This window comes from Hymenobacter fodinae (genome assembly GCF_004745825.1).
GTDB lineage: Bacteria > Bacteroidota > Bacteroidia > Cytophagales > Hymenobacteraceae > Hymenobacter > Hymenobacter fodinae.
Genome location: NZ_SRLA01000005.1, coordinates 100,575 through 118,453, shown reverse-complemented (window position 1 = coordinate 118,453; position 17,879 = coordinate 100,575). Strand labels below are relative to the sequence as shown.

Below are 17,879 nucleotides of genomic sequence, written 5' to 3'. Positions count from 1 at the left end.
CTGGCCGCATAACAGCATGAGGTCCATCTTGGCACGCAGTCGATACTTTCCGTTCGTCCTCTTTCCTGCCAAGGGTAAGGCTGCCTCGTCCGATAATGCCGGATCGTCGGGGTTGTCAGCGGAACAGCTTGCGGCGCTGGACCTCAAGCCGTCCGCCGATTACAATTACCCGACAAATAGCGCTGATTACGCAATCCCGGCTGGGTTTGCGTCTTTTCCGTCGTCCGGCTGGATCGTGCAGCGCTTTGCCATTACGACCATCTCGACGCTGCAGGCGCTGTTTGCCCTGCACAGCGGCAATGGCAACAACGTGTTCGGTGTGCGCTTCTCGAACACCACCAACCGACCCCTGTTCTATGTGCGCGCCAACAACGTGGACATCTCGACCGCGCAGTTTGCCACGCCGAATATTACGCTGCCGATCGTCGCCAATATCGCTCAGGCGTATGGTGTCACCTGGCAGGTCAATGGCTCGGCGCTGACCCTGCGGGTCTACTGGCACGGTCAGGTGTACGAGATCACGACGACGCTGCCGGCCTTCTCGGCCGCGTTCACCTCGCTGCGGATCGGGGCGCGTAACAGCGGCTCTGACCCATTGCAAGGCCGGGTGGCCTCGTTCCAGCTAGGCTCGGGCGCGTTCCTGACGCCTGCGCAGTTGAGCCTGTTATGTACGAGGCCACAGGTAACGACCGTGGCCACGGCAGGGCAATCCAATATCGGCAAGTGGGTCGTGGGCGGCACCGATAATGGCGGCAATCCCGATGGACGTAATGCGTATCTCGCGGCCTGCGCCAATAGCGCAACGCGTATCGTGACCTATCTGGGCGGCGCTATCGGTGGCGCGGCGCTTATGAAATCGACCGTATCGGCGGGCGAAACCAACTACTGGTGGGATGACACCACCCACACGCCCGGCCCGAACGCCCTGGCCTTGTCCGAGATCATTGTCCGTTATGGCCGTCAGGTTGATGAGTTTATCTGGGATCAGGGTGAGGGAGAAGGTCACGCGATCAATAACCCCTCACGTCCGCTGATTACCTCGGCGACCTACAAAGACTGCTTGATGCGGTTGTTCCGCTACCTGTTGTCGCTTAGCCCGACTGCCGAGATCAGCATCGGTAAGTTGGGTATCCGGACGGATGGCACCTACACCAACATCGGAGGTATTCAAGCCATCGTTGACATTCAAAATGAGGTCATCGCCGAAAACGTGTGGTGCCGCATGTCGCATGAGCGCTATGACCTGCCGCTGTTCAGCGATGGCGTTCACTACCCGAAAGCCCAATACGAAATCATGGCCCAACGTGCGGCGCGCCAACGCGACCGGCACATGGGCGCGGCAATTACGGCAACCAGCGGCCCGCGCTTCTCAGCCACACGCTCGGGCGCAACGCTGACGATCAACCTGACCCACGATGGCGCCACAGATTTTACCGGCAACGGCGAGGGGTTCTATTACATGGGCGCCAATGGGCAGCAGGTCGCCTTGAGCGGCTTTACCAAGGTAAACGGCAGCCAGATCACCATGACCCTGGCATCCGCTGTGGCGGGGACGCTGTATTACATCTATGACAACCAGCCCGTGACGTTGGCTAACGTCATCCGGGATAACAGCGCCTACACGCTTCCCATGCGTCGTGGCAAAGTGAGTGTCGCCTAATGGCCCTTGATCCGACCGTCCAGCACCCCGATTACATCGAGTACCAACCCGTCTGGAAGAAATGCCGAGACGCCAAGCAAGGGCAGCGCGCCATTCACAAGGGCGGTCCGCTCTATCTGCCGAAGCTTGCCGGTCAGGAAGATGCCAATTACCTGAAATACGTCAAGCGCGGCAATTTCTTCAACGCCACTGGCCGCACGATCGAGGCCATGATCGGCCTCGTGATGCGCAAGCCAATGACCGTGACGGTGCCGCCAATAATGGAACCGTGGATGAATGACATCACGCTCTCCGATGAGACGCTGACCGATTTCGCCGAAGGCTGCCTGGCCGAAGTGCTGACAGTGGCACGAGGAGGCATCTTTGTGGATATGCCGGAGGCGAGCGATGGGGTAACGGTCGCGCAGGTCGAGGCCCAGAACATTAGGCCCTATCTCGTGCAGTACCAAGCCGAAAGCATCCTCTATTGGAAAATGGGCCGGATCAATAACCGGTATCAACTCATTGAGGTCCGTCTGTCCGAATGGTACGAGCGCCCGGATGGAGAGAAGGCCCAGCAGGTGCGTCAGCTGCTGTTGAGCGATGGGATCTATTCGCAGGCCATCTGGCAACGTCCGACGGATGGCGCAGAATGGGCGGTTGTTCAGTCGATCACGCCTCTGAAGGCTGGCACACCCTTCTCGGAAATCCCATTTTATGCGCTTTCGGCCCGCAAACCGACGATGGATGTCGTCACCCCGCCGATCGAAGCGCTGGTTGATGTCAACATCGCGCATTACCAAAACAGCGCCGACCTGGAAAACGGCGCGCACATCGCCGGGCAGCCGACGCCGTGGGTCGCCGGCCTGCAGGCCGAGTTTGATCAAAGCGGCAACGCAGTGGAAAAGGCGATTTACATTGGCAGTTCCACGTTCCTGACGTTCGCCGACCCCAATACCAAAGTAGGCTTCCTGCAGTGCGGCTCCGAGGGCTTTGCGACGCTGGAAAAGCTCATGGATCGCAAGCAGGAGCAGATGGCGGCGCTGGGCGCACGCATGTTGGCGCCGGAGAAGAAAGACGCAGAGGCCGCACAAACACACGAGATCAAGCGCGGCGGGGAAAGCAGCATCTTGTCGGCCACCTGTGGGGTGGTCGAGCGTCAGTTGGAAAAGGCGCTGCAGTTCGCCGCGGAGTGGATGGGCATTGCCGGGGAAATTTCCGTAGAGCTGAACCGGGACTTCTTCCCACCCAATTTCACGGGCGCGGATTTGACGGCCTGGGTCGCGGCGCGGCAAGCGGGCGAAATCTCCAAGGAGACACTGTTTGGGGTGTTAAAAGCGGCCGAGTGGTTGCCAGACGATCGCACGTTTGAGCAAGAGCAAGACGCTATCAAGGAAGATGGGCCACCGCTGGGGACGCTGACCGATAAACCTCCTGCCGAGTGAGGGCTTGATGTCAGAAGCGCCCATCTGCACGAAAATCAGCTATGAAACCCGTCAGCAGGCGCAAAAGCGGGCCAATGGCATCATGCGTCGCAGCCATAAAATCGCGGTCGTGTATCTGTGTCCGAATTGCGACTATTTCCATCTGACCTCACAGCGTCATGACGCGCCGGACCGCAAAGGCAAAAGGCGCAGGAAATGACCACCATCAATGAACGCATCCTGGAAGCCCAGATCAAGCATTCCGTGTTCTTGGAGCGCTACAAGGGCGGCGTACTGCGCAAGATCATCGGCCTGCTCAATGACAGCGAAGCTGATCTGATCGAGCTGATTGCTGGTCGGCTGGCGGGGATTGAGCAACGCGGCTTTGATCTTGGACCCGCCTCTACCAAGCGCCTGCAGAAACTGCTGGATGAGATCGTCGCCAAGCGCGGCGAGGTGTATTCGGTGCTGGAAAGCCGTATGACCGATGAGCTGACAGAGTTCAGCCAGTACGAGGCTGATTTTCAGGTTCGCTTGGCCGCCAACGCGGGCGTGACGCACACGCTGGCCCTGCCGAGCAATGCGCAGCTTAAGGCCATCGTGACGAGCCAACCGTTCCAGGGCCGTTTGCTGCGCGACTTCGCCCAGAGCCTTGGACAGGACGAAGTGAAGCGCATCCACTCAGCCATCCGGCTGGGCATCACGCAGAACGAAACCACCGACCAGATTGTGCGCCGCATCCGGGGCACCAGAGCGCGGCAGTACCAGGACGGCATCTTGGAGATCAGCCGACGCGATGCCGAGGCTGTGACCCGTACCGCCGTGGCGCATGTGCAAAACCGCGCCCGAATGGAAGTGTACCAGGCCAACGCCGACATCGTTGATCAGGTGCAGTACGTGGCGACGCTGGACAGCCGCACGACGCTTATTTGTGCCAGCCGCGACGGCAAGGTGTACGTGCTGGGCAAGGCCCCCGTGCTGCCGGCGCATTTCCGCTGCCGGTCGATCCTGGTGGCATATTTCGAGGATGATGAGCGCGGCGACCGGGCTTCAATTATAGGCCCCGTTCCGTCGCAGACCACCTTTGCCGACTTCTTGAAAAAGCAGTCCATCGCGTTTCAGGAGGATGTGCTGGGTGTCGAGCGCGCCCGCCTGTTCCGCGCTGGGACGCCGCTGGACAAGTTCGTTGACAAATCCGGCCGCACCTATACACTGGCAGAACTGCGGAAACGCGAAACCTAACCCGAGAGGTGATGAATGAAATTGAAATCTGTAATCGACACGCTCGATGGCGTCGATGAAGCCCTGAAAGCCGCCTACACCGAAAAGGACGGCAAGTTTTACCTGAACGTCGAGGGCATCGACAGTCACCCTGAGGTGGTCGGGTTGAAGAAGTCGCTTACCACAGTGCGCGACGAGAAAAAGGCGGCTGATGCCCGTGCGGCAGCGGCAGAAGATCGCCTGGCTGGTCTGCCGGATGATTTCACGGTTGAGGAATATAACCGCCTCAAAGACGGTGGCAGTGGGAATGTTGATCAGCGACTTGCCGACCAGCGCGCCCGTCTAGAAGATGCTCACAAAAAATCGCTGGATAAAGTAACCGGCGAACGGGACGGATTGAAGGCCAAGCTGGACCGTCAGTACAGTGACGCTGCTCTCAATGCCGCTATCGCCGACGCTGGCATTGCTGCCCCGTTTGCACCTGCCGTGCGCGCCATGCTCAAGGAAAAGGTAAAGGTTGATTACGAAGGCGACGAGGCCATTGTCACCATCGAAAACATGCCGGTCACCGATCATTTGAAAGCTTGGGCTGGCACTGAAATGGGCAAGCACTACGTGGCGGCGCCGGGCAATGGCGGCGGTGGATCAGGTGGTCCGGGCGGTGCGCCCCACAGCAACAAGGACAATCCGTGGTCGAAAGAAGGGTTTAACCTGACCAAGCAAACCGAGATCGAGATAAGCGACCCGGGCAAAGCGGCGCAGCTTAAAGCGGCTGCCGGAAAATAGATTAAGCCCCTTCACCGGGGCTTTTTTAATGCTTGCACGTCATTGGCTTTCATGTCATCATAGCCGCATGTTGCGCCTGATCGGGATGATCACAGCGCCTTTTCGGACAGCGGGATGCTGCTGAATGACACGGTTTCATGGCCGTTGCGGCATTGGATAGCGGGATGCGACGCCAATAAGGAAGCGGCTCACATTACACTTCCCTCTATTGGAGTTTTCCATGGCTATCACCCAACTGTCCGACATTGGCGTTTTTCCGACCAATGTTTCCAATTACATCACCCAACAGTCGATCGAGACGAATGCCTTTTATCAGTCCGGCATTATTCGCCGCAACACTGACCCCGCCGTGCAAGCTATGCTGGATGCAGGCGGTTTTGAGGTCATTTTCCCGTTCTTCAATGACCTGACTGGCTCTGGTCAGATTATGCAGGAAGGCACTAACCTGACCGTCGGTAAAGTCACTACCGGCTCGGGTAAGGCGCCAGTGCTTGAGCGCGCCGAAAGCTGGGGTTCGACGGATTTGGTCGCCGACTTCCTGGGTAACGACCCGATGCGCCTGATTGCCGACCGCGTGGCCGCCTTCTGGGACCGTCATTATTCGTCTGCCTTGCTCTCGGTTATGGCGGGTGCTGTTGGCGCAGTTACGGCCAACGTGTTGGACATTTCCAGCCTCTCGGGTGCCGCTGCCGTCATTGATGCCGACAGCTTCATTGACGCCGAAACACTGCTGGGCGACCGTCGCAAGAAACTGACGGCTGTCGGTATGCACAGCAAAACGGTTGCCGCCCTCCGCAAGCAGGGCTTGATCAGCACAATCCCGCCTCAAGACGGTGTAGCCTTTGCCGGCGACTACTACGGCAGCCTGCGCATCATCGAAGACGATACCATGACCTACGATGCCGGCACGGGCATCTACACGTCCTACCTGTTTGCGGAAGGCTCGGTTCTGTTCGGTGAGGGCGGTGTTAAAACCCCGCAGGAAGTTGAGCGCAACGCGTTGATCAATGGCGGTCAGGAATACCTGGTATCGCGCAAGCGCTTCATGTTCGTGCCAACCGGCGTTTCCTTCACGGGTTCGGTTGCTACGACCAGCCCGCCGAACGCGACCAACGCCGAACTGGCCACCATCAACAAGTGGACCCCAAAGACGAACCAGAAAAACATCGGTATCGTCAAGTTCATCCACAAAATCGCTTAATGGGAAGCCGGTGCGCCCGGCTTCCTTTTCCTCTTTCATTATGGAGTAAGTACCATGACCACCAATCAAGTCGATGTGCGTGCTGAACGCGCAAAGTTCCTGAACCAACGACAAGCCAAACTGGACGCGGCTGAAAATCAAGGCGGCGCAGATGGCAGCGAACGCGGCACCTTGAAATCACAATACGCTAATCCGCCTGCCGTTCGTGCCACCGATGGCGGCGAACCTGGCACGAAAGAGCGCAACCCGCTGGCAGTCGCGGCTGAGCTGGAAGGTGACGACCAGGGCGCAGACGGAGAAGCTGCTGATGGCGTTCCGACCAATGAAAGCACCATTCCGCAGATCAAAGCTTACTTGGACGAGAAAGGCATTGGTTACGATGGCGTGACCAAGAAAGCCGATTTTCTTGCTCTGGTCCCACAGGAATAATATCCATGTTCATTGCCGCGACGGGTCTGAATGGGGATGAGGCGAACGCGCTGATCAGCGTGGACTACGCCGACGACTATCATTCCTTGCGCGGCAACGGCTCCTGGACGGGCGATGATGTGGTAAAGCAAGCCGCCATCGTCCGCGCCACGGATTATATCGAGCAGGTGTATGGGCCGCGCTTCGTTGGCAAAACCATCCCCTCTACCCTGCTCTCGTGGCCGCGCTATTCGCTGGCCTACGACAGCACAACCATTCCCGATGCCCTGAAGCGCGCCGTCGCCGAGCTGGCCCTTGATGCGCTATCAGGCAACCTCAATCCGAACATAGGCAGCACCCCGCAAGTCAAGCGTAAGAAGGTTGACGTGCTGGAAACCGAGTTTTTCGAGGCCCGACAGCGCCCGACGATCCGCCCCGCCGTGTCCGGCTACCTGGCCCCGCTGCTGGCCTCCAACGGCCTGAATGTGCCCGTGGTGCGGGTATGAGCGAGTTTTACAACGATTTTGTCACCGACGCCCAGGAAATGATTGCCGAGTTTGGCCGCGACATCACGCTGCTAAACCGTCAGCTGGGGGCTTACGATCCTCGGACGCACACGATGGCCGATGCCGTGGACACATCGCGCACAGTCAAGGCCGTGTTTACCGATTACAAGGACAGCGAGATTGACGGTGAGATCATCCGACGCGGCGACAAGCGCTGCCTGGTGGCCGGCGCGGTCAGTCCCAAGGAAATCATTGTTGATGGCGACGACCAATATGCTATCGTCACCATTGAGGTCGTCCAGCCGGGCGACACGCTGATTTTGAGCAAGGTGCAGGTGCGGCGATGACGGGATGCAGGATCGGCAAGATCACGATGAAAAATGGCGGAGCGCCGGTCTACCTGTTTTCATCTCGTCAGGAAAAATACTCTGACGAAACTGCCATGCTTTCCAGCGGGCTTAACCGAGCCAAAAGCGGTGAATTTGTCGCTATTGGGATCATCGCAATCAGGTCAGATGGCTTTCTTGAGACTGCCTTTAGTGAGGGAATGAGCCATGATACATTCACTGGGATGGTTGGCTGCGACTTGCTTAAGCGTCGGCTGATGGATACACTGAAATGACCTCCGTCGAGCAACAGATCGCCGCCGCCATGAAGCACAAGGTCTATGACGTGCAGGCCTATTTGATGCGTCAAACCGCTATTCGTGCCGCCGACAACATCGCCACCGCCACGCCGGTCGCTGAAGGGACGGCGCGCGCCAACTGGAACTTGAGTGCCGATACGCCAGACCTGACCACGACCGAAAGCACTACGCGGCAGGATTACAAGGACAGCCCCGTCACCGGCAAGGAAAAGGTGCTGTATGTCTCTAACGGCCTACCATACATCGAGCGCCTGAATGAAGGCAGCTCCCAGCAAGCCCCGGTCAACTTCGTGGAAATCGGCGTCATGCTTGCGAAACGACAAGCTGAAGCTGCCGCGAAACGAGGGACGAAGTGAGCTACGAAGCCGCCGCCGCCGCGATCAATGCCCATTTTGCCAATGAGTGGAACGAGCGCACGCCGGTCGCCTATGACGATGTGGAATTTACCACGCCAAACGATGTGCCCTGGGTTCGCCTGACTGTGCAACACAGCATGGGCTATCAGGCCAGCGTCGGCAGCCCCGGCAGCAATCAGTTTCGCCGGGAAGGGCTGGTCACCGTCCAGATACTCACCCCTTTCGGCAATGGCAAGATCAAGTCCATGCAGCTGGCCGATCAGGTAACAGCGATTTTCCAGCGTCTCGGCCGTGTCGAGGGCATTTCCTTCCGCGACGTGCGCCTAAATGAGGTTGGCAACGCCTCGACGGGCTGGTATCATGTCAACGTCAAGGCTGAATTTGAATACGACACCATTGCATAGGAGCAAGCGATGACCGACAGTTCCCAAACCCAGACCGCCTACGTCAAGGAAGCGAGCTACGGCGTCACGCCTGCCACTCCGGGCTTCAAGAAAGTACGTACCACGGGTGTCCCGACCCTGACGCCGGAAAAGCAATTCCTCATCAGCGACGAGATGCGCCCCGACCGTAACGTGCCGGCAGCCGTTTCCTCGGGCCAGAACGCCAGCTTTGACCTGCCCATCGAGTTTTCCTATGGCAGCTTTGATGATCTGCTGGAAGGCTTCATGTGCAGCACCTGGGCCAGCGACGTGCTGAAAAACGGTACGGCCCTGCAGTCCTTCACCTTCGAGAACAAGTTTATCACCAGCGCTGGGCTTCGCTACCACCGCATCACCGGTGCGGTCGTCAACACCTTCAGCCTGAACCTGACGGCCAACGGCAAGGCCGAAGGCAGCTTTGGCTTCATGGGCAAGCAGGGCACGTCGGCTAACGCCGCCGTTGCGGGCGCTACCTATGCCGACCCAGACAACGGCGATTTCTTCCGCGCCACGGATGATGTTACGATCCAGCTGGGCGGCGGCATCGGCGCGGTATCGGTGATGAGCGTGTCCCTCAGCGGCACCAACAATAACCGCCTGCGTCCCGTCGTCGGCTCCGGCTTCACGGACGGTATCGGCCTGGGCCGCTTCGAGGTCACCGGCGAATTGAACGCTTATTTCAACAATAGCGCCCTGTACGACAAGTTCCTGGCCGATGAATACACCAGCCTGACGCTGACCTTCAACGATCCTGAAACCGGTAGCTACACCATCTACTTCCCGCGCATCAAGTTCACGGCGGGCCAGGTGGTCGCGGGCGGCAACAACAGCGACGTGATGGCCAACATGAGCTGGACGGCTACAGTGGACACCACGGAAGACTGCGCCATGAAGATCACGCGCGACCCCGCCTAAACCGAATGGCGACCCGACGCCACTTCTATGGCGCTTCCTGATCGGGTCGGGAAGCGCCACCCTTTACCCGAGAGGCACACCATGACCACCAAGAAAAACAAAGCCAGTCCCCAAGCCGCGCAAGATCTGCTCGGCTCGTTTATTTCCGGCCTGCGCGACAAGTTTGAAACCGATCCCGTGCTGGAAACCGAAAAGGGCGTGGACATTGAGGTTGAGGGTTACGGCACCTTCACCATTCTGCGCGGCCACAGCCGGAACCAGAAATTCATCAAGGCATTCCGCGAAACCGTTGTGCCATACATGGAAAGCAAGGAAGCCAAGGAAAAGCCGAAGGACCAGCCCGATCCGGAGCTTATCGCCCGCAACCGGCAGGTGTTCGCGGAAGCCATCATTGTCGGCCTGAAAACCCAAGACGGCCAGGCTATCCCCTACGACGATGCCGCGAAACAGGAAGTCAAGCAGCTGTTGATCGACGCGCCTGACCTGTACGAGCTGCTTGACACCGAGGCAGCCAATGCCGCCAATTTCCGCAAGCGCTACGAGGCTGAGGAAAAAAACTAACCGAGGCCCTAGCGTGGAACCTGCGCTGGGGGCCGCACCTCGAACATCTACTGGCTGTCAGGGCCAAGGGCCAGACGGTAAAGGCGCTGGACGATCAGCCGCGCCTCATGCCGCATCTCGGCTTTTATCTGGACGCCTTCAACTCGCTGCGCTATGATAGGCCGATAGGGATGGTCGCCGGCCCGATACCGTGGTCCTCCCTCGATCGGTACGCCCAGCGCTACGATGTCGGCGACTTCGACGTGTTCGAGAGCCACATCCGCGCCCTGGAAAACGTGCTGCTGCAACATGAAGCGAAGGATGCGCCGAAGTGACCACCGATGTCGGGATTGTAGTTGGGATCAAGGCCGATGACAGCGGCGCACGGGTCATCAAGCGGTCACTGGATGATGTCAGCAAAGCCAATAAGGATGTCGAGGCATCGACCAGAGCTGCTGAAACAGCGGCCATCAAGAAAGCTAATGCCGATAAGGCCCTGGCCGCTGAAACGCAAAAAGTCAATGCTGCTACGACGGCGGCAGCGGCGGCACAGAACAAAGCCGATAATGCCATGCGGGGCGCTACGCTGGGGGCGGCAAAACTGGCTGAAGCAGAAAAACGGCTTGGCCTTGAGGCACAAAAGACAGCAACCGCTACAGCAGCAGCAGCGGCAGCGCAGCAACGGGCAGACAACGCCATGCGGGCAGCAGAGATGCAAGCGAAGCGTTTGGCTGATCAGCAGGAGAAGCTTAACGAAAACCTAGGCCGAATTACTAAAACGATTGATGCGGCCAGAACTGCTTATCAATATCTGGTGGCTGGATTTGCGGCACGGTACGTCATAAAGGCGGCTGATGAATACACCGTTATGGAAGCCCGTATTCGCAGCATCGCCAAGAGTGGGCAGGAAACCACCCGCGTCATGGGTGAGCTGCGGAAGATTTCGGCCGCCACAGGCAGCGAGATGGAAACCAGCCTTTCCATTCTGCAGCGCTTGTCCTTCGTGCGGGAGGAAATCAAGGCCACCAATAACGACATGCTGGCCTTCACCGAAACGGTGACCAAGCTGGGCGTGACCTCCGGCGCGCTGCCCGAGGCCATGAAAGCCGGTTTGACGCAGCTGGGTCAGGCCTTGTCCAGCCAGTACACCCGCGCCGAAGAATTCAACTCCATTATGGAGAACATCCCGGCCGTGGGCAAAGCCATTGCCGATGAGCTGGGCGTGACCACCGGGCAAATGCGCCTGCTTGTGGTTGAAGGCAAGCTGCTGTCGAGCGACGTATTCGCGGCCATCCTGAACCAGACCGAGAAGGTCCGCGCCGAATTTGAGCAATTCCCACGCACGGCGACGCAGGGCTTCAAGCAGATGACGGCCAGCCTGGATACGGTCATCGCACAGGCTAACGCTGCCAGCGGCGCCACCAATGGCATCGGCATGGCGCTGCGCGGGATTGGTGAGGGCGCCAAGATGGTCTATGACGGCCTCGGCACCACCTTTGACTACCTAGTGGCGGGTATTCAGGAAGGCGTCAACCTGATTGACATTGCCATCAATAAGGTCAAGCAGTCGATCAACGAAGTATCTCGCTTCATTCCAGGCTATGACGGCACCAATTTCAGCCTCTCGCCTACTGTTGAGGTCGGCAGCGTGTTCAGCGCGGCCAATGCCGCCCGCAAGCAGCGGGAGCGCGCCCTGTTCGGCGACGACTTCGCCCAGGCCATCACGCCCGATCGGCGCGCTATCTCGCAGGATTACGCCAAGATCGCGGCCGGGCTGAACGTCGATAAAGAAGCCAAGAAAGCCGCGGATAAGGCAGCCCGTGAAGCCCTGAAAGAGCAAAAGAAGCTGCAGGGCGAGCTGGATGATGCGGTTAAGTCGTCGCGCAATGAGTATGAGCGGCTATACGACACCATTGCCGAGATGGAGCGCCTGCGCCCGTTCGCCAAAACCGCTGAGGAAACGGAAGCCATCGGCAAGAACATCGCCAACGCCCGCGACGAGCTGGACAAGCTGCGGGTGCAGGCCGAATTGGACAGCCCGGCCGGCAAGACCTTCCAGCGCTTCGCCAAGAGCATTGACGACAGTTTCGCCGATACGTGGCGCAATGCCTTCAGCCTCGACAAGAACGGCAGCGTGTTCAGCCGGATGCTGGACGGCCTCAAATCCATGTTTGTCAACTTCCTCGCTGACCTGACCTATCAGGCCGCTATCCGCCCTATCGTCGTGTCGCTGATCGGCGGCGGCGCGGGCGCGGCGGGCTTTTCGCAGGGAGCGATTGCCCAGACGCTCGGCAGCTCGGGCGGCAGTGGCGGCGGGTTCAGCCTGCTCGGCACCGGTTCCTCACTGCTGAGCGCGGGCAAAGCCTTTCTGGCAGGCAAAAGCCTGACGGCGGGCCTTGGTGCGCATAGCCTGGGCCTGTCTGCTTCTCTCGGCTTCGGCGCGGAGGCGAGTGGCAACATCGCCAACTTCATTACCCGTGCCGGCACCTTCGGCAGCATCGCGGGCGGTCTGGCGGGTGGCATCGGGGCGAACCTGTTGGGCCTCGGCAACCGCAACGGCTACGTCAACGCGGCCACCGGCACGATCGGCGGCATCATCGGTGGCGGCTTGGGTGGCCCGCTGGGCGCGGCGGCTGGCTCGTTCCTCGGCACGGCCGTCGGCGGGCTGTTCGGTGGCGCTCCCCCATCCGATAAGGCCGAATGGGGCGGCATCGACCTGAGCAACGGCAAGCAGTTCGGGCGCGGCAATCTCAAGGGCGGCAATGCCGAAAACGAGAAGATCCTCGCCAACCTGTTTACGCAGGTCACGGCTTATCAGCAGCTCATCAAGAGCGTCGGCGGTAAAACCAGAGGCAGCCTGTTTGCCACCGTGGGCAGCCGCGACGGCCTGCGCCTCGGCACCGGCGCCACTGAGCAGAATTTCGGCAACGACCTCGCGGCGTTCATGTCGGCGGCGCTCAAGAAAGCAGAAGCCGGCACGACGGGCCTCAGTGAGACATTCCGCACCATCCTCAAGAAGGTCGGGACCGGCAACCTGAAAGACCTATCCAGCGCTTTCGGCTTCGGCCAGTGGTACGACAGCCTCGGCAAGGTGGTCGATCCGCTGGAAGCGCCCATGAAAGCGCTCAACGACCAGTTTGACAGCATGTTCAAGTGGGCGAACAAGCTGGGCTTCCCGCTGGAAAAGATCAACGCCGAGTACGCCAAGCAGAAAACCGCCCTGGAAGGCAACATCAAGGCCCAGCAGGCGGGCTTTTCCTCGTTCGAGCAGCTGACGGCCGCGTTCGACAATTTCTTCAACAGCCAGGCGCTGGGCAGCAATTCCAGCCTGAACCCACTGCAAAAGCTGGACGTGGCGCAATCCAGTTTCGGCGGCCTGCTCAAGAAGGCGCAGGGCGGCGACCTATCCGTGACGCAAGACCTGCTGGCCTCGGCCAATACCCTGCTCGGCGTCGGCCGCGACGTGTATGCCTCGGGCGTGAACTTCACGGGGCTGGAAAGCTTCGTCAAGTCCTCGGTGCAGTCCGTGGCCCAGCAATCGGGCTACAGCGGCCAGAACGTAGCGTCGAGCATCATCAGCACTAATCAGGCGGTGGTGACCGAGCTGAAAGCCCTGCGCGCGGCCTACGAGAAGCAGAGCACTGAACTCTATCGCCTCGCCAATAAAGCGGCGGTCGGCGCATGACGTGGCTGTTTCCCGGCGTCTACGCCCTTGGTGACTTCGACAAGCGGCTCTATATCGGCACGCACGACCCGTTTGCGGCGTTGGCGGCAATGGCCGATGTGCAGCTGCAGTACCTGGTCGAGCTGTACCCCTTCACCGAAACCGTGCGCGGCGTGCTGCAGTCGATCGGCGTATTTCCCGGCGTGACGGCGCTGGGCGATACGCTGGTCCGGTATGCGGGCGGTGAGGTGAAAGAACGCCTCTCCGATCAGGGCTTCATCAGCGCGCCGGATGCCAGCGACCCGAACCGCACTTGGCGCGGCCGGGTGATCAATCCACTGCAGTTCGACAGCAACATCCTCTCCGGCGACGGTTTCAGCGGCGGCAGCCAGTCTTTCGGCGGCATCGACATCATCAATGCCGATGGCGAGCTGGACCGCTTCTATGCCTATTTCTGGTCGGGGCGGCGGGTCGTGGTCAAGGCGGGCGCGCCCGGCTTTGGCTATGATGACTTCGCCACCATCTTTGAAGGCGCCATTGAGAACATCGAGGGCGACGACAGCCGCATCATCTTGACGCTGCGCGACAACCGCGCCAAAACCGACAAGCCGGTGAGCGCCGGGGTGTATGGCGGCACTGGCAATCTGGACGGCGACGCCACACTGGCCGGCATGCAAAAACCGCTCTGCTACGGGGTGGTGAAGAATGTGGCCCCGGTTCTGGTCAATTACGCCATGCAGGTCTACCAGGTGCATGACGGCTCCATTGCCGCCGTGGATCAGGTACGCGATCGGGGCATTGTGCTGGATTACGCGGGCGACTTCGCCGACATCACCACGGCCAGCCCCGGCTCCAGCGAATACGCCACCCAGCTATCGGCCGGTCTGATCCGGCTTGGCTCCACTCCTGCCGGTCAGGTGACGGCCGACGTGCAGGGCGACAACCTGAACGGCTTCGCCACGTCCTGCACCGATATTGCCCTGCGGGTGCTGAAAACCCGCCTCGGGGTGTATTCCCTATCCAGCGGTGATATTGACGAGGGTTCCTTTGGCCGTCTGGCGGAAGTGCTGACCGGCAGCGCGGGGCTGTATATTGATGCTGACATTACCGGCTCGGACGTGTTGGATGCCCTGCTGAACCCGGCTGGCGCGTATTGGAGCTTCACCCGGCAAGGCCTGTTGTTCGCGGGTGCCGTAACCCCACCGGCCGAGGCAACCGGCGCCGTGCGCCACATCGACGCGGCTGGTCTGCGCCTGCAGCAAACCATCCCGCCCGCCTGGCGCATCAAGGTCGGTTACGCGCCCGCCGTGGTCGTGCAGAGCGAAAACGATCTGGCGGGCGGCGTGGACGGAAACGTGCAGGCGTTCGTCACCGAGCCATACCGCTACGTGACCTATGCCAACGAAACGGTACGGCAGAAAAACAACCTGGCCTCCGAGCGGGTGTTTGAAACCAATCTGGCGACCAAGGCCGATGCAGAGGCGCTGTTGCACCGGCTCGTGGACATCTACAGTACCAAGCGCATGGTCTTTCAAGTGCCGGTGTATAAAACCCTGTATCGCTATTTCCTCGGCGACGTGGTACGCTTGCGGTACGACCGCTATGGCTTGGACGAGGGCAAGGATTTCCTCGTTGTCGGCGTGTCGGATAACGCGGCCACGGGGCAAACCGTGCTGACTTTGTGGGGGTAACATGGAACGGATGCTGCTGGCTACGGGCGCGCTGTCCGATCAGGCGACAATTACGGGGCCGACTGGCGCCGGGGATCTGGTGCTGGGCAACCTGAAGCGTCAGTCGCTTCAGGAAGTGTACCGGGTCCTGGGCGATGCAGCCGAGCTGAATATTGACCTGGGCGCGGCGCAGCTGGTCAACGTGGTGGCAATCATGGGCCACAGCGGCCTGAGCGGATCGACGGCGCGCGTTACGGCCTCGAACACGCCGGGCGGCGCGGACTACGACAGCGGTGCCGTGCCGTTCATTACGGGCACAAAACACTTCGACAAAAGCCTGTTCTTCCTGTTTTTCCAGCCGGTCAGCTATCGGTACTGGCGCATCGAGATCAGCAATCCGGGCGCGGCCTACCTCGACCTGGGACGGCTCTATATCGCCAAGGCCTTTCAGCCCAGCTTTAATATGGTGTACGGCTTCCAGCATGGCTTCACCGATGGCAGCCAGGAATTTGAAACGAGCAGCGGCGACAGCATCAGCCTGAAGCGCAAAAAGCGCCGCTTTGCTGACCTGATGCTGGAAGATCTGAGCGAGGACGAGGTATTTGCCGAGCTGTACCCGCTGGATCAGCTCGTCGGGGCGACGGGTGACGTGCTGCTGGTGCCCAAGCCCGATGATACCCACTTACAATTCAGCGCGATCTATGGCAAGATCGAGGCCATGCAGCCGAACGTGAACACCAGCTTCAACCGCTTTACCCGCCAGTTTCGGGTCAGGGAGTTGCTGCCGTGATTGATAAGCTGGACAAGAAAGTCTTCGTGACCCCTGCCGCCCGCGCGGCACAAAACGGCAACGCCTCCAACCGGATCATGATGATCGTCAACAAGGTCGATGAGGTCATTGATGCGCTCGGTACTGTGGCGACGGCGGCGACCGTTGCCGCAATCAACACGCAATTGACGGCGATTGTGAGTGCTCAAAACACCTTTTTCAACCAATTGAACACCTTGACCGGCCGCGTCACGGCACTGGAAATTGCGCCGGCTGACGCTATTACCAATGTCAATGAAGCCCTTTCACTCAGCTTGGGTGGCGTCCTCAACATGCAGGCGCTGACGGGCGGCATGACCAGTCAAGCACAAACCATCAATAAAATTCTCGCCGTGATGCGTACCCGCAAGGAGATCAAACCATGACCCTGAAAATCCTCGATCGGGCCTTCGAGACGACACAATCCACCGGCCCCGGGCCGATCATCCTGCAGGGCGCGCAGGCGGGCTTTCAGTCCTTTGCCTTAGCTGGCAACGGCGGCAAGGTGTTGTACCAGATCAACGACGGGGACGCCTCCGGCCTGGTCCAGAATTGGGAAGTCGGCATTGGGACAGTTGCAGTCGCTGGCTCCAACACGTTGAGCCGTGACGCGGTGCTGGCGTCGAGCAACGGCAACGCAGCGGTCAACTTCGGAAGCGGGGTGAAAAACGTCATCGGGTCCATTCCGGCCAGCGCCCTGGTCACGCGCGACGAGAAGCTGAATTTCATGGAGGGCTTCGGCGTGGGTGCCGGCACGGTCAACGTGCATACCGTCACGCTGCCGACTGCTCCGCTGGGCTACTCGGATGGCATGACCATCTACTATTTCGCGCCCTATACCACCACGGGCAATATGTCGATCAACGTGAACGGCCTCGGGGCCAAGAGCGCCCGCATGAACGGCGTGCAGGTGCCGCCTGGCGCCGTAGCGGTGGGGTCCATCGTCCGGGCGGTCTACAAGGAAAGCACGGGACAGTTTGAGATTACCAGCTCGTCGTACACCGCGGCTAATTTGGCGCTGGCGGCGACGGCGGTTCAGCCGGGCCAGGCCAACTCTGCCCCGTTGCTGCACATGCAGGATCAAAAGACTTCCGGCACCAACGGCGGCACATTCTCATCGGGCAGTGATCAGACGCGCACACTCAATACCATCATCACGAACTCAATTTCGGGCGCATCGTTGGCCGGTAACCAGATTACATTGCCAGCCGGCACCTATGATGTTAGAGGGTTGGTTCCCGCCTTCCGTGTCGATGCTCACCGGGCCAAGCTGTATAACGTAACCGATGGGGCCGATGTGCTGGTAGGTCAGGCCGCTTATTCCGGGGCAGCTTCGGGCTATGCCACCTCTAACAGCAACGTAAATGGCCGTTTCACGATCAACGCACAGAAGGTGTTTGAAATCAGACACCGCTGCTCAGGCGGTCAGATCAATATTGGATACGGCATTGCGGGAGCTTTCGGGACCGAAGTATACACCGATGTTGAAATCAGAAAGGTCGCATAATGGCGTATGTTTTACTGGACAAGGACGGCGTGATCGTACAAAAGCAGCCGAACAAGCAAAAGGGGTTCATCAAGGCTCCCGATGATGTCGTGTGCGGCATGGTCCAGCAGGGAAAAGAGTTCGTGGCGCCGCCTGCTGAAGCCCAGCCACAGTCTTGACAAACGCC

19 protein-coding genes are annotated in these 17,879 nt (G+C 59.7%); all 19 read left to right on the top strand.

The window, feature by feature from the left end:
- The first annotated feature begins 28 nt into the window (after window positions 1-28).
- The gene (locus tag EU556_RS20810) at window positions 29-1,660 is read left to right on the top strand and encodes a LamG domain-containing protein (RefSeq protein WP_167855664.1); all 1,632 of its coding nucleotides are present in this window, start codon (window positions 29-31) and stop codon (window positions 1,658-1,660) included.
- A complete protein-coding gene (locus EU556_RS20805; RefSeq protein WP_135436081.1) occupies window positions 1,660-3,084 on the top strand; it encodes a DUF4055 domain-containing protein in 1,425 nt (474 codons plus the stop codon). The genes EU556_RS20810 and EU556_RS20805 overlap by 1 nt, the downstream gene beginning before the upstream one ends.
- 195 nt (window positions 3,085-3,279) lie before the next feature.
- Window positions 3,280-4,305 (top strand): minor capsid protein, encoded by a 1,026-nt coding sequence (locus EU556_RS20800; protein ID WP_135436080.1) that lies wholly within the window; start codon window positions 3,280-3,282, stop codon window positions 4,303-4,305.
- A gap of 15 nt (window positions 4,306-4,320) precedes the next feature.
- Complete coding sequence (locus tag EU556_RS20795; RefSeq protein WP_135436079.1) at window positions 4,321-5,070, top strand: hypothetical protein; 750 nt, start codon at window positions 4,321-4,323, stop codon at window positions 5,068-5,070.
- A gap of 220 nt (window positions 5,071-5,290) precedes the next feature.
- Window positions 5,291-6,271: a major capsid protein gene (locus tag EU556_RS20790; RefSeq protein WP_135436078.1), complete on the top strand. Its 981-nt coding sequence runs from the start codon at window positions 5,291-5,293 to the stop codon at window positions 6,269-6,271.
- A 54-nt stretch (window positions 6,272-6,325) separates the two neighbouring features.
- Entirely contained in the window at window positions 6,326-6,700 is a 375-nt protein-coding gene (locus EU556_RS20785; RefSeq protein ID WP_135436077.1) for a hypothetical protein, read from the top strand.
- A 5-nt stretch (window positions 6,701-6,705) separates the two neighbouring features.
- On the top strand, window positions 6,706-7,185 hold the full coding sequence (locus EU556_RS20780; RefSeq protein WP_135436076.1) for a DnaT-like ssDNA-binding protein: 480 nt from the start codon (window positions 6,706-6,708) through the stop codon (window positions 7,183-7,185).
- Window positions 7,182-7,532: a hypothetical protein gene (locus EU556_RS20775; protein ID WP_135436075.1), complete on the top strand. Its 351-nt coding sequence runs from the start codon at window positions 7,182-7,184 to the stop codon at window positions 7,530-7,532. Before EU556_RS20780 ends, EU556_RS20775 begins: the two co-directional genes overlap by 4 nt.
- A 271-nt stretch (window positions 7,533-7,803) precedes the next feature.
- Entirely contained in the window at window positions 7,804-8,187 is a 384-nt protein-coding gene (locus EU556_RS20770) for a hypothetical protein (protein ID WP_135436074.1), read from the top strand.
- Entirely contained in the window at window positions 8,184-8,591 is a 408-nt protein-coding gene (locus EU556_RS20765) for a phage tail terminator-like protein (protein WP_135436073.1), read from the top strand. The genes EU556_RS20770 and EU556_RS20765 overlap by 4 nt, the downstream gene beginning before the upstream one ends.
- A 9-nt stretch (window positions 8,592-8,600) precedes the next feature.
- Window positions 8,601-9,524: a phage tail tube protein gene (locus tag EU556_RS20760; RefSeq protein ID WP_135436072.1), complete on the top strand. Its 924-nt coding sequence runs from the start codon at window positions 8,601-8,603 to the stop codon at window positions 9,522-9,524.
- Window positions 9,525-9,605: 81 nt separating this feature from the next.
- Window positions 9,606-10,085 carry a hypothetical protein gene (locus tag EU556_RS20755; RefSeq protein WP_135436071.1) on the top strand — a complete coding sequence of 160 codons (480 nt, stop codon included), beginning with the start codon at window positions 9,606-9,608 and terminating at the stop codon, window positions 10,083-10,085.
- Window positions 10,086-10,105: 20 nt separating this feature from the next.
- Window positions 10,106-10,399, top strand: a complete 294-nt coding sequence (locus EU556_RS20750) for a phage tail assembly chaperone (protein ID WP_449404976.1) — start codon at window positions 10,106-10,108, stop codon at window positions 10,397-10,399.
- A complete protein-coding gene (locus EU556_RS20745; protein ID WP_135436069.1) occupies window positions 10,396-13,749 on the top strand; it encodes a tape measure protein in 3,354 nt (1,117 codons plus the stop codon). Before EU556_RS20750 ends, EU556_RS20745 begins: the two co-directional genes overlap by 4 nt.
- Window positions 13,746-15,419 (top strand): hypothetical protein, encoded by a 1,674-nt coding sequence (locus EU556_RS20740; RefSeq protein WP_135436068.1) that lies wholly within the window; start codon window positions 13,746-13,748, stop codon window positions 15,417-15,419. The genes EU556_RS20745 and EU556_RS20740 overlap by 4 nt, the downstream gene beginning before the upstream one ends.
- A 1-nt stretch (window position 15,420) precedes the next feature.
- Window positions 15,421-16,188: a hypothetical protein gene (locus tag EU556_RS20735; protein WP_135436067.1), complete on the top strand. Its 768-nt coding sequence runs from the start codon at window positions 15,421-15,423 to the stop codon at window positions 16,186-16,188.
- Window positions 16,185-16,592: a hypothetical protein gene (locus EU556_RS20730; RefSeq protein WP_135436066.1), complete on the top strand. Its 408-nt coding sequence runs from the start codon at window positions 16,185-16,187 to the stop codon at window positions 16,590-16,592. The genes EU556_RS20735 and EU556_RS20730 overlap by 4 nt, the downstream gene beginning before the upstream one ends.
- Window positions 16,589-17,713 (top strand): hypothetical protein, encoded by a 1,125-nt coding sequence (locus tag EU556_RS20725; protein WP_135436065.1) that lies wholly within the window; start codon window positions 16,589-16,591, stop codon window positions 17,711-17,713. Before EU556_RS20730 ends, EU556_RS20725 begins: the two co-directional genes overlap by 4 nt.
- Complete coding sequence (locus EU556_RS26365) at window positions 17,713-17,871, top strand: hypothetical protein (protein ID WP_210116338.1); 159 nt, start codon at window positions 17,713-17,715, stop codon at window positions 17,869-17,871. Before EU556_RS20725 ends, EU556_RS26365 begins: the two co-directional genes overlap by 1 nt.
- The last annotated feature ends 8 nt before the right edge of the window (window positions 17,872-17,879 follow it).

Coding starts and splice junctions, on each gene's coding strand:
- EU556_RS20755 (WP_135436071.1), top strand. CDS start 9,606: ATGACCACCAAGAAAAACAAAGCCAGTCCCCAAGCCGCGCAAGATCTG.
- EU556_RS20735 (WP_135436067.1), top strand. CDS start 15,421: ATGGAACGGATGCTGCTGGCTACGGGCGCGCTGTCCGATCAGGCGACA.
- EU556_RS20725 (WP_135436065.1), top strand. CDS start 16,589: ATGACCCTGAAAATCCTCGATCGGGCCTTCGAGACGACACAATCCACC.
- EU556_RS20740 (WP_135436068.1), top strand. CDS start 13,746: ATGACGTGGCTGTTTCCCGGCGTCTACGCCCTTGGTGACTTCGACAAG.
- EU556_RS20775 (WP_135436075.1), top strand. CDS start 7,182: ATGAGCGAGTTTTACAACGATTTTGTCACCGACGCCCAGGAAATGATT.
- EU556_RS26365 (WP_210116338.1), top strand. CDS start 17,713: ATGGCGTATGTTTTACTGGACAAGGACGGCGTGATCGTACAAAAGCAG.
- EU556_RS20790 (WP_135436078.1), top strand. CDS start 5,291: ATGGCTATCACCCAACTGTCCGACATTGGCGTTTTTCCGACCAATGTT.
- EU556_RS20760 (WP_135436072.1), top strand. CDS start 8,601: ATGACCGACAGTTCCCAAACCCAGACCGCCTACGTCAAGGAAGCGAGC.
- EU556_RS20805 (WP_135436081.1), top strand. CDS start 1,660: ATGGCCCTTGATCCGACCGTCCAGCACCCCGATTACATCGAGTACCAA.
- EU556_RS20800 (WP_135436080.1), top strand. CDS start 3,280: ATGACCACCATCAATGAACGCATCCTGGAAGCCCAGATCAAGCATTCC.
- EU556_RS20780 (WP_135436076.1), top strand. CDS start 6,706: ATGTTCATTGCCGCGACGGGTCTGAATGGGGATGAGGCGAACGCGCTG.
- EU556_RS20795 (WP_135436079.1), top strand. CDS start 4,321: ATGAAATTGAAATCTGTAATCGACACGCTCGATGGCGTCGATGAAGCC.
- EU556_RS20785 (WP_135436077.1), top strand. CDS start 6,326: ATGACCACCAATCAAGTCGATGTGCGTGCTGAACGCGCAAAGTTCCTG.
- EU556_RS20770 (WP_135436074.1), top strand. CDS start 7,804: ATGACCTCCGTCGAGCAACAGATCGCCGCCGCCATGAAGCACAAGGTC.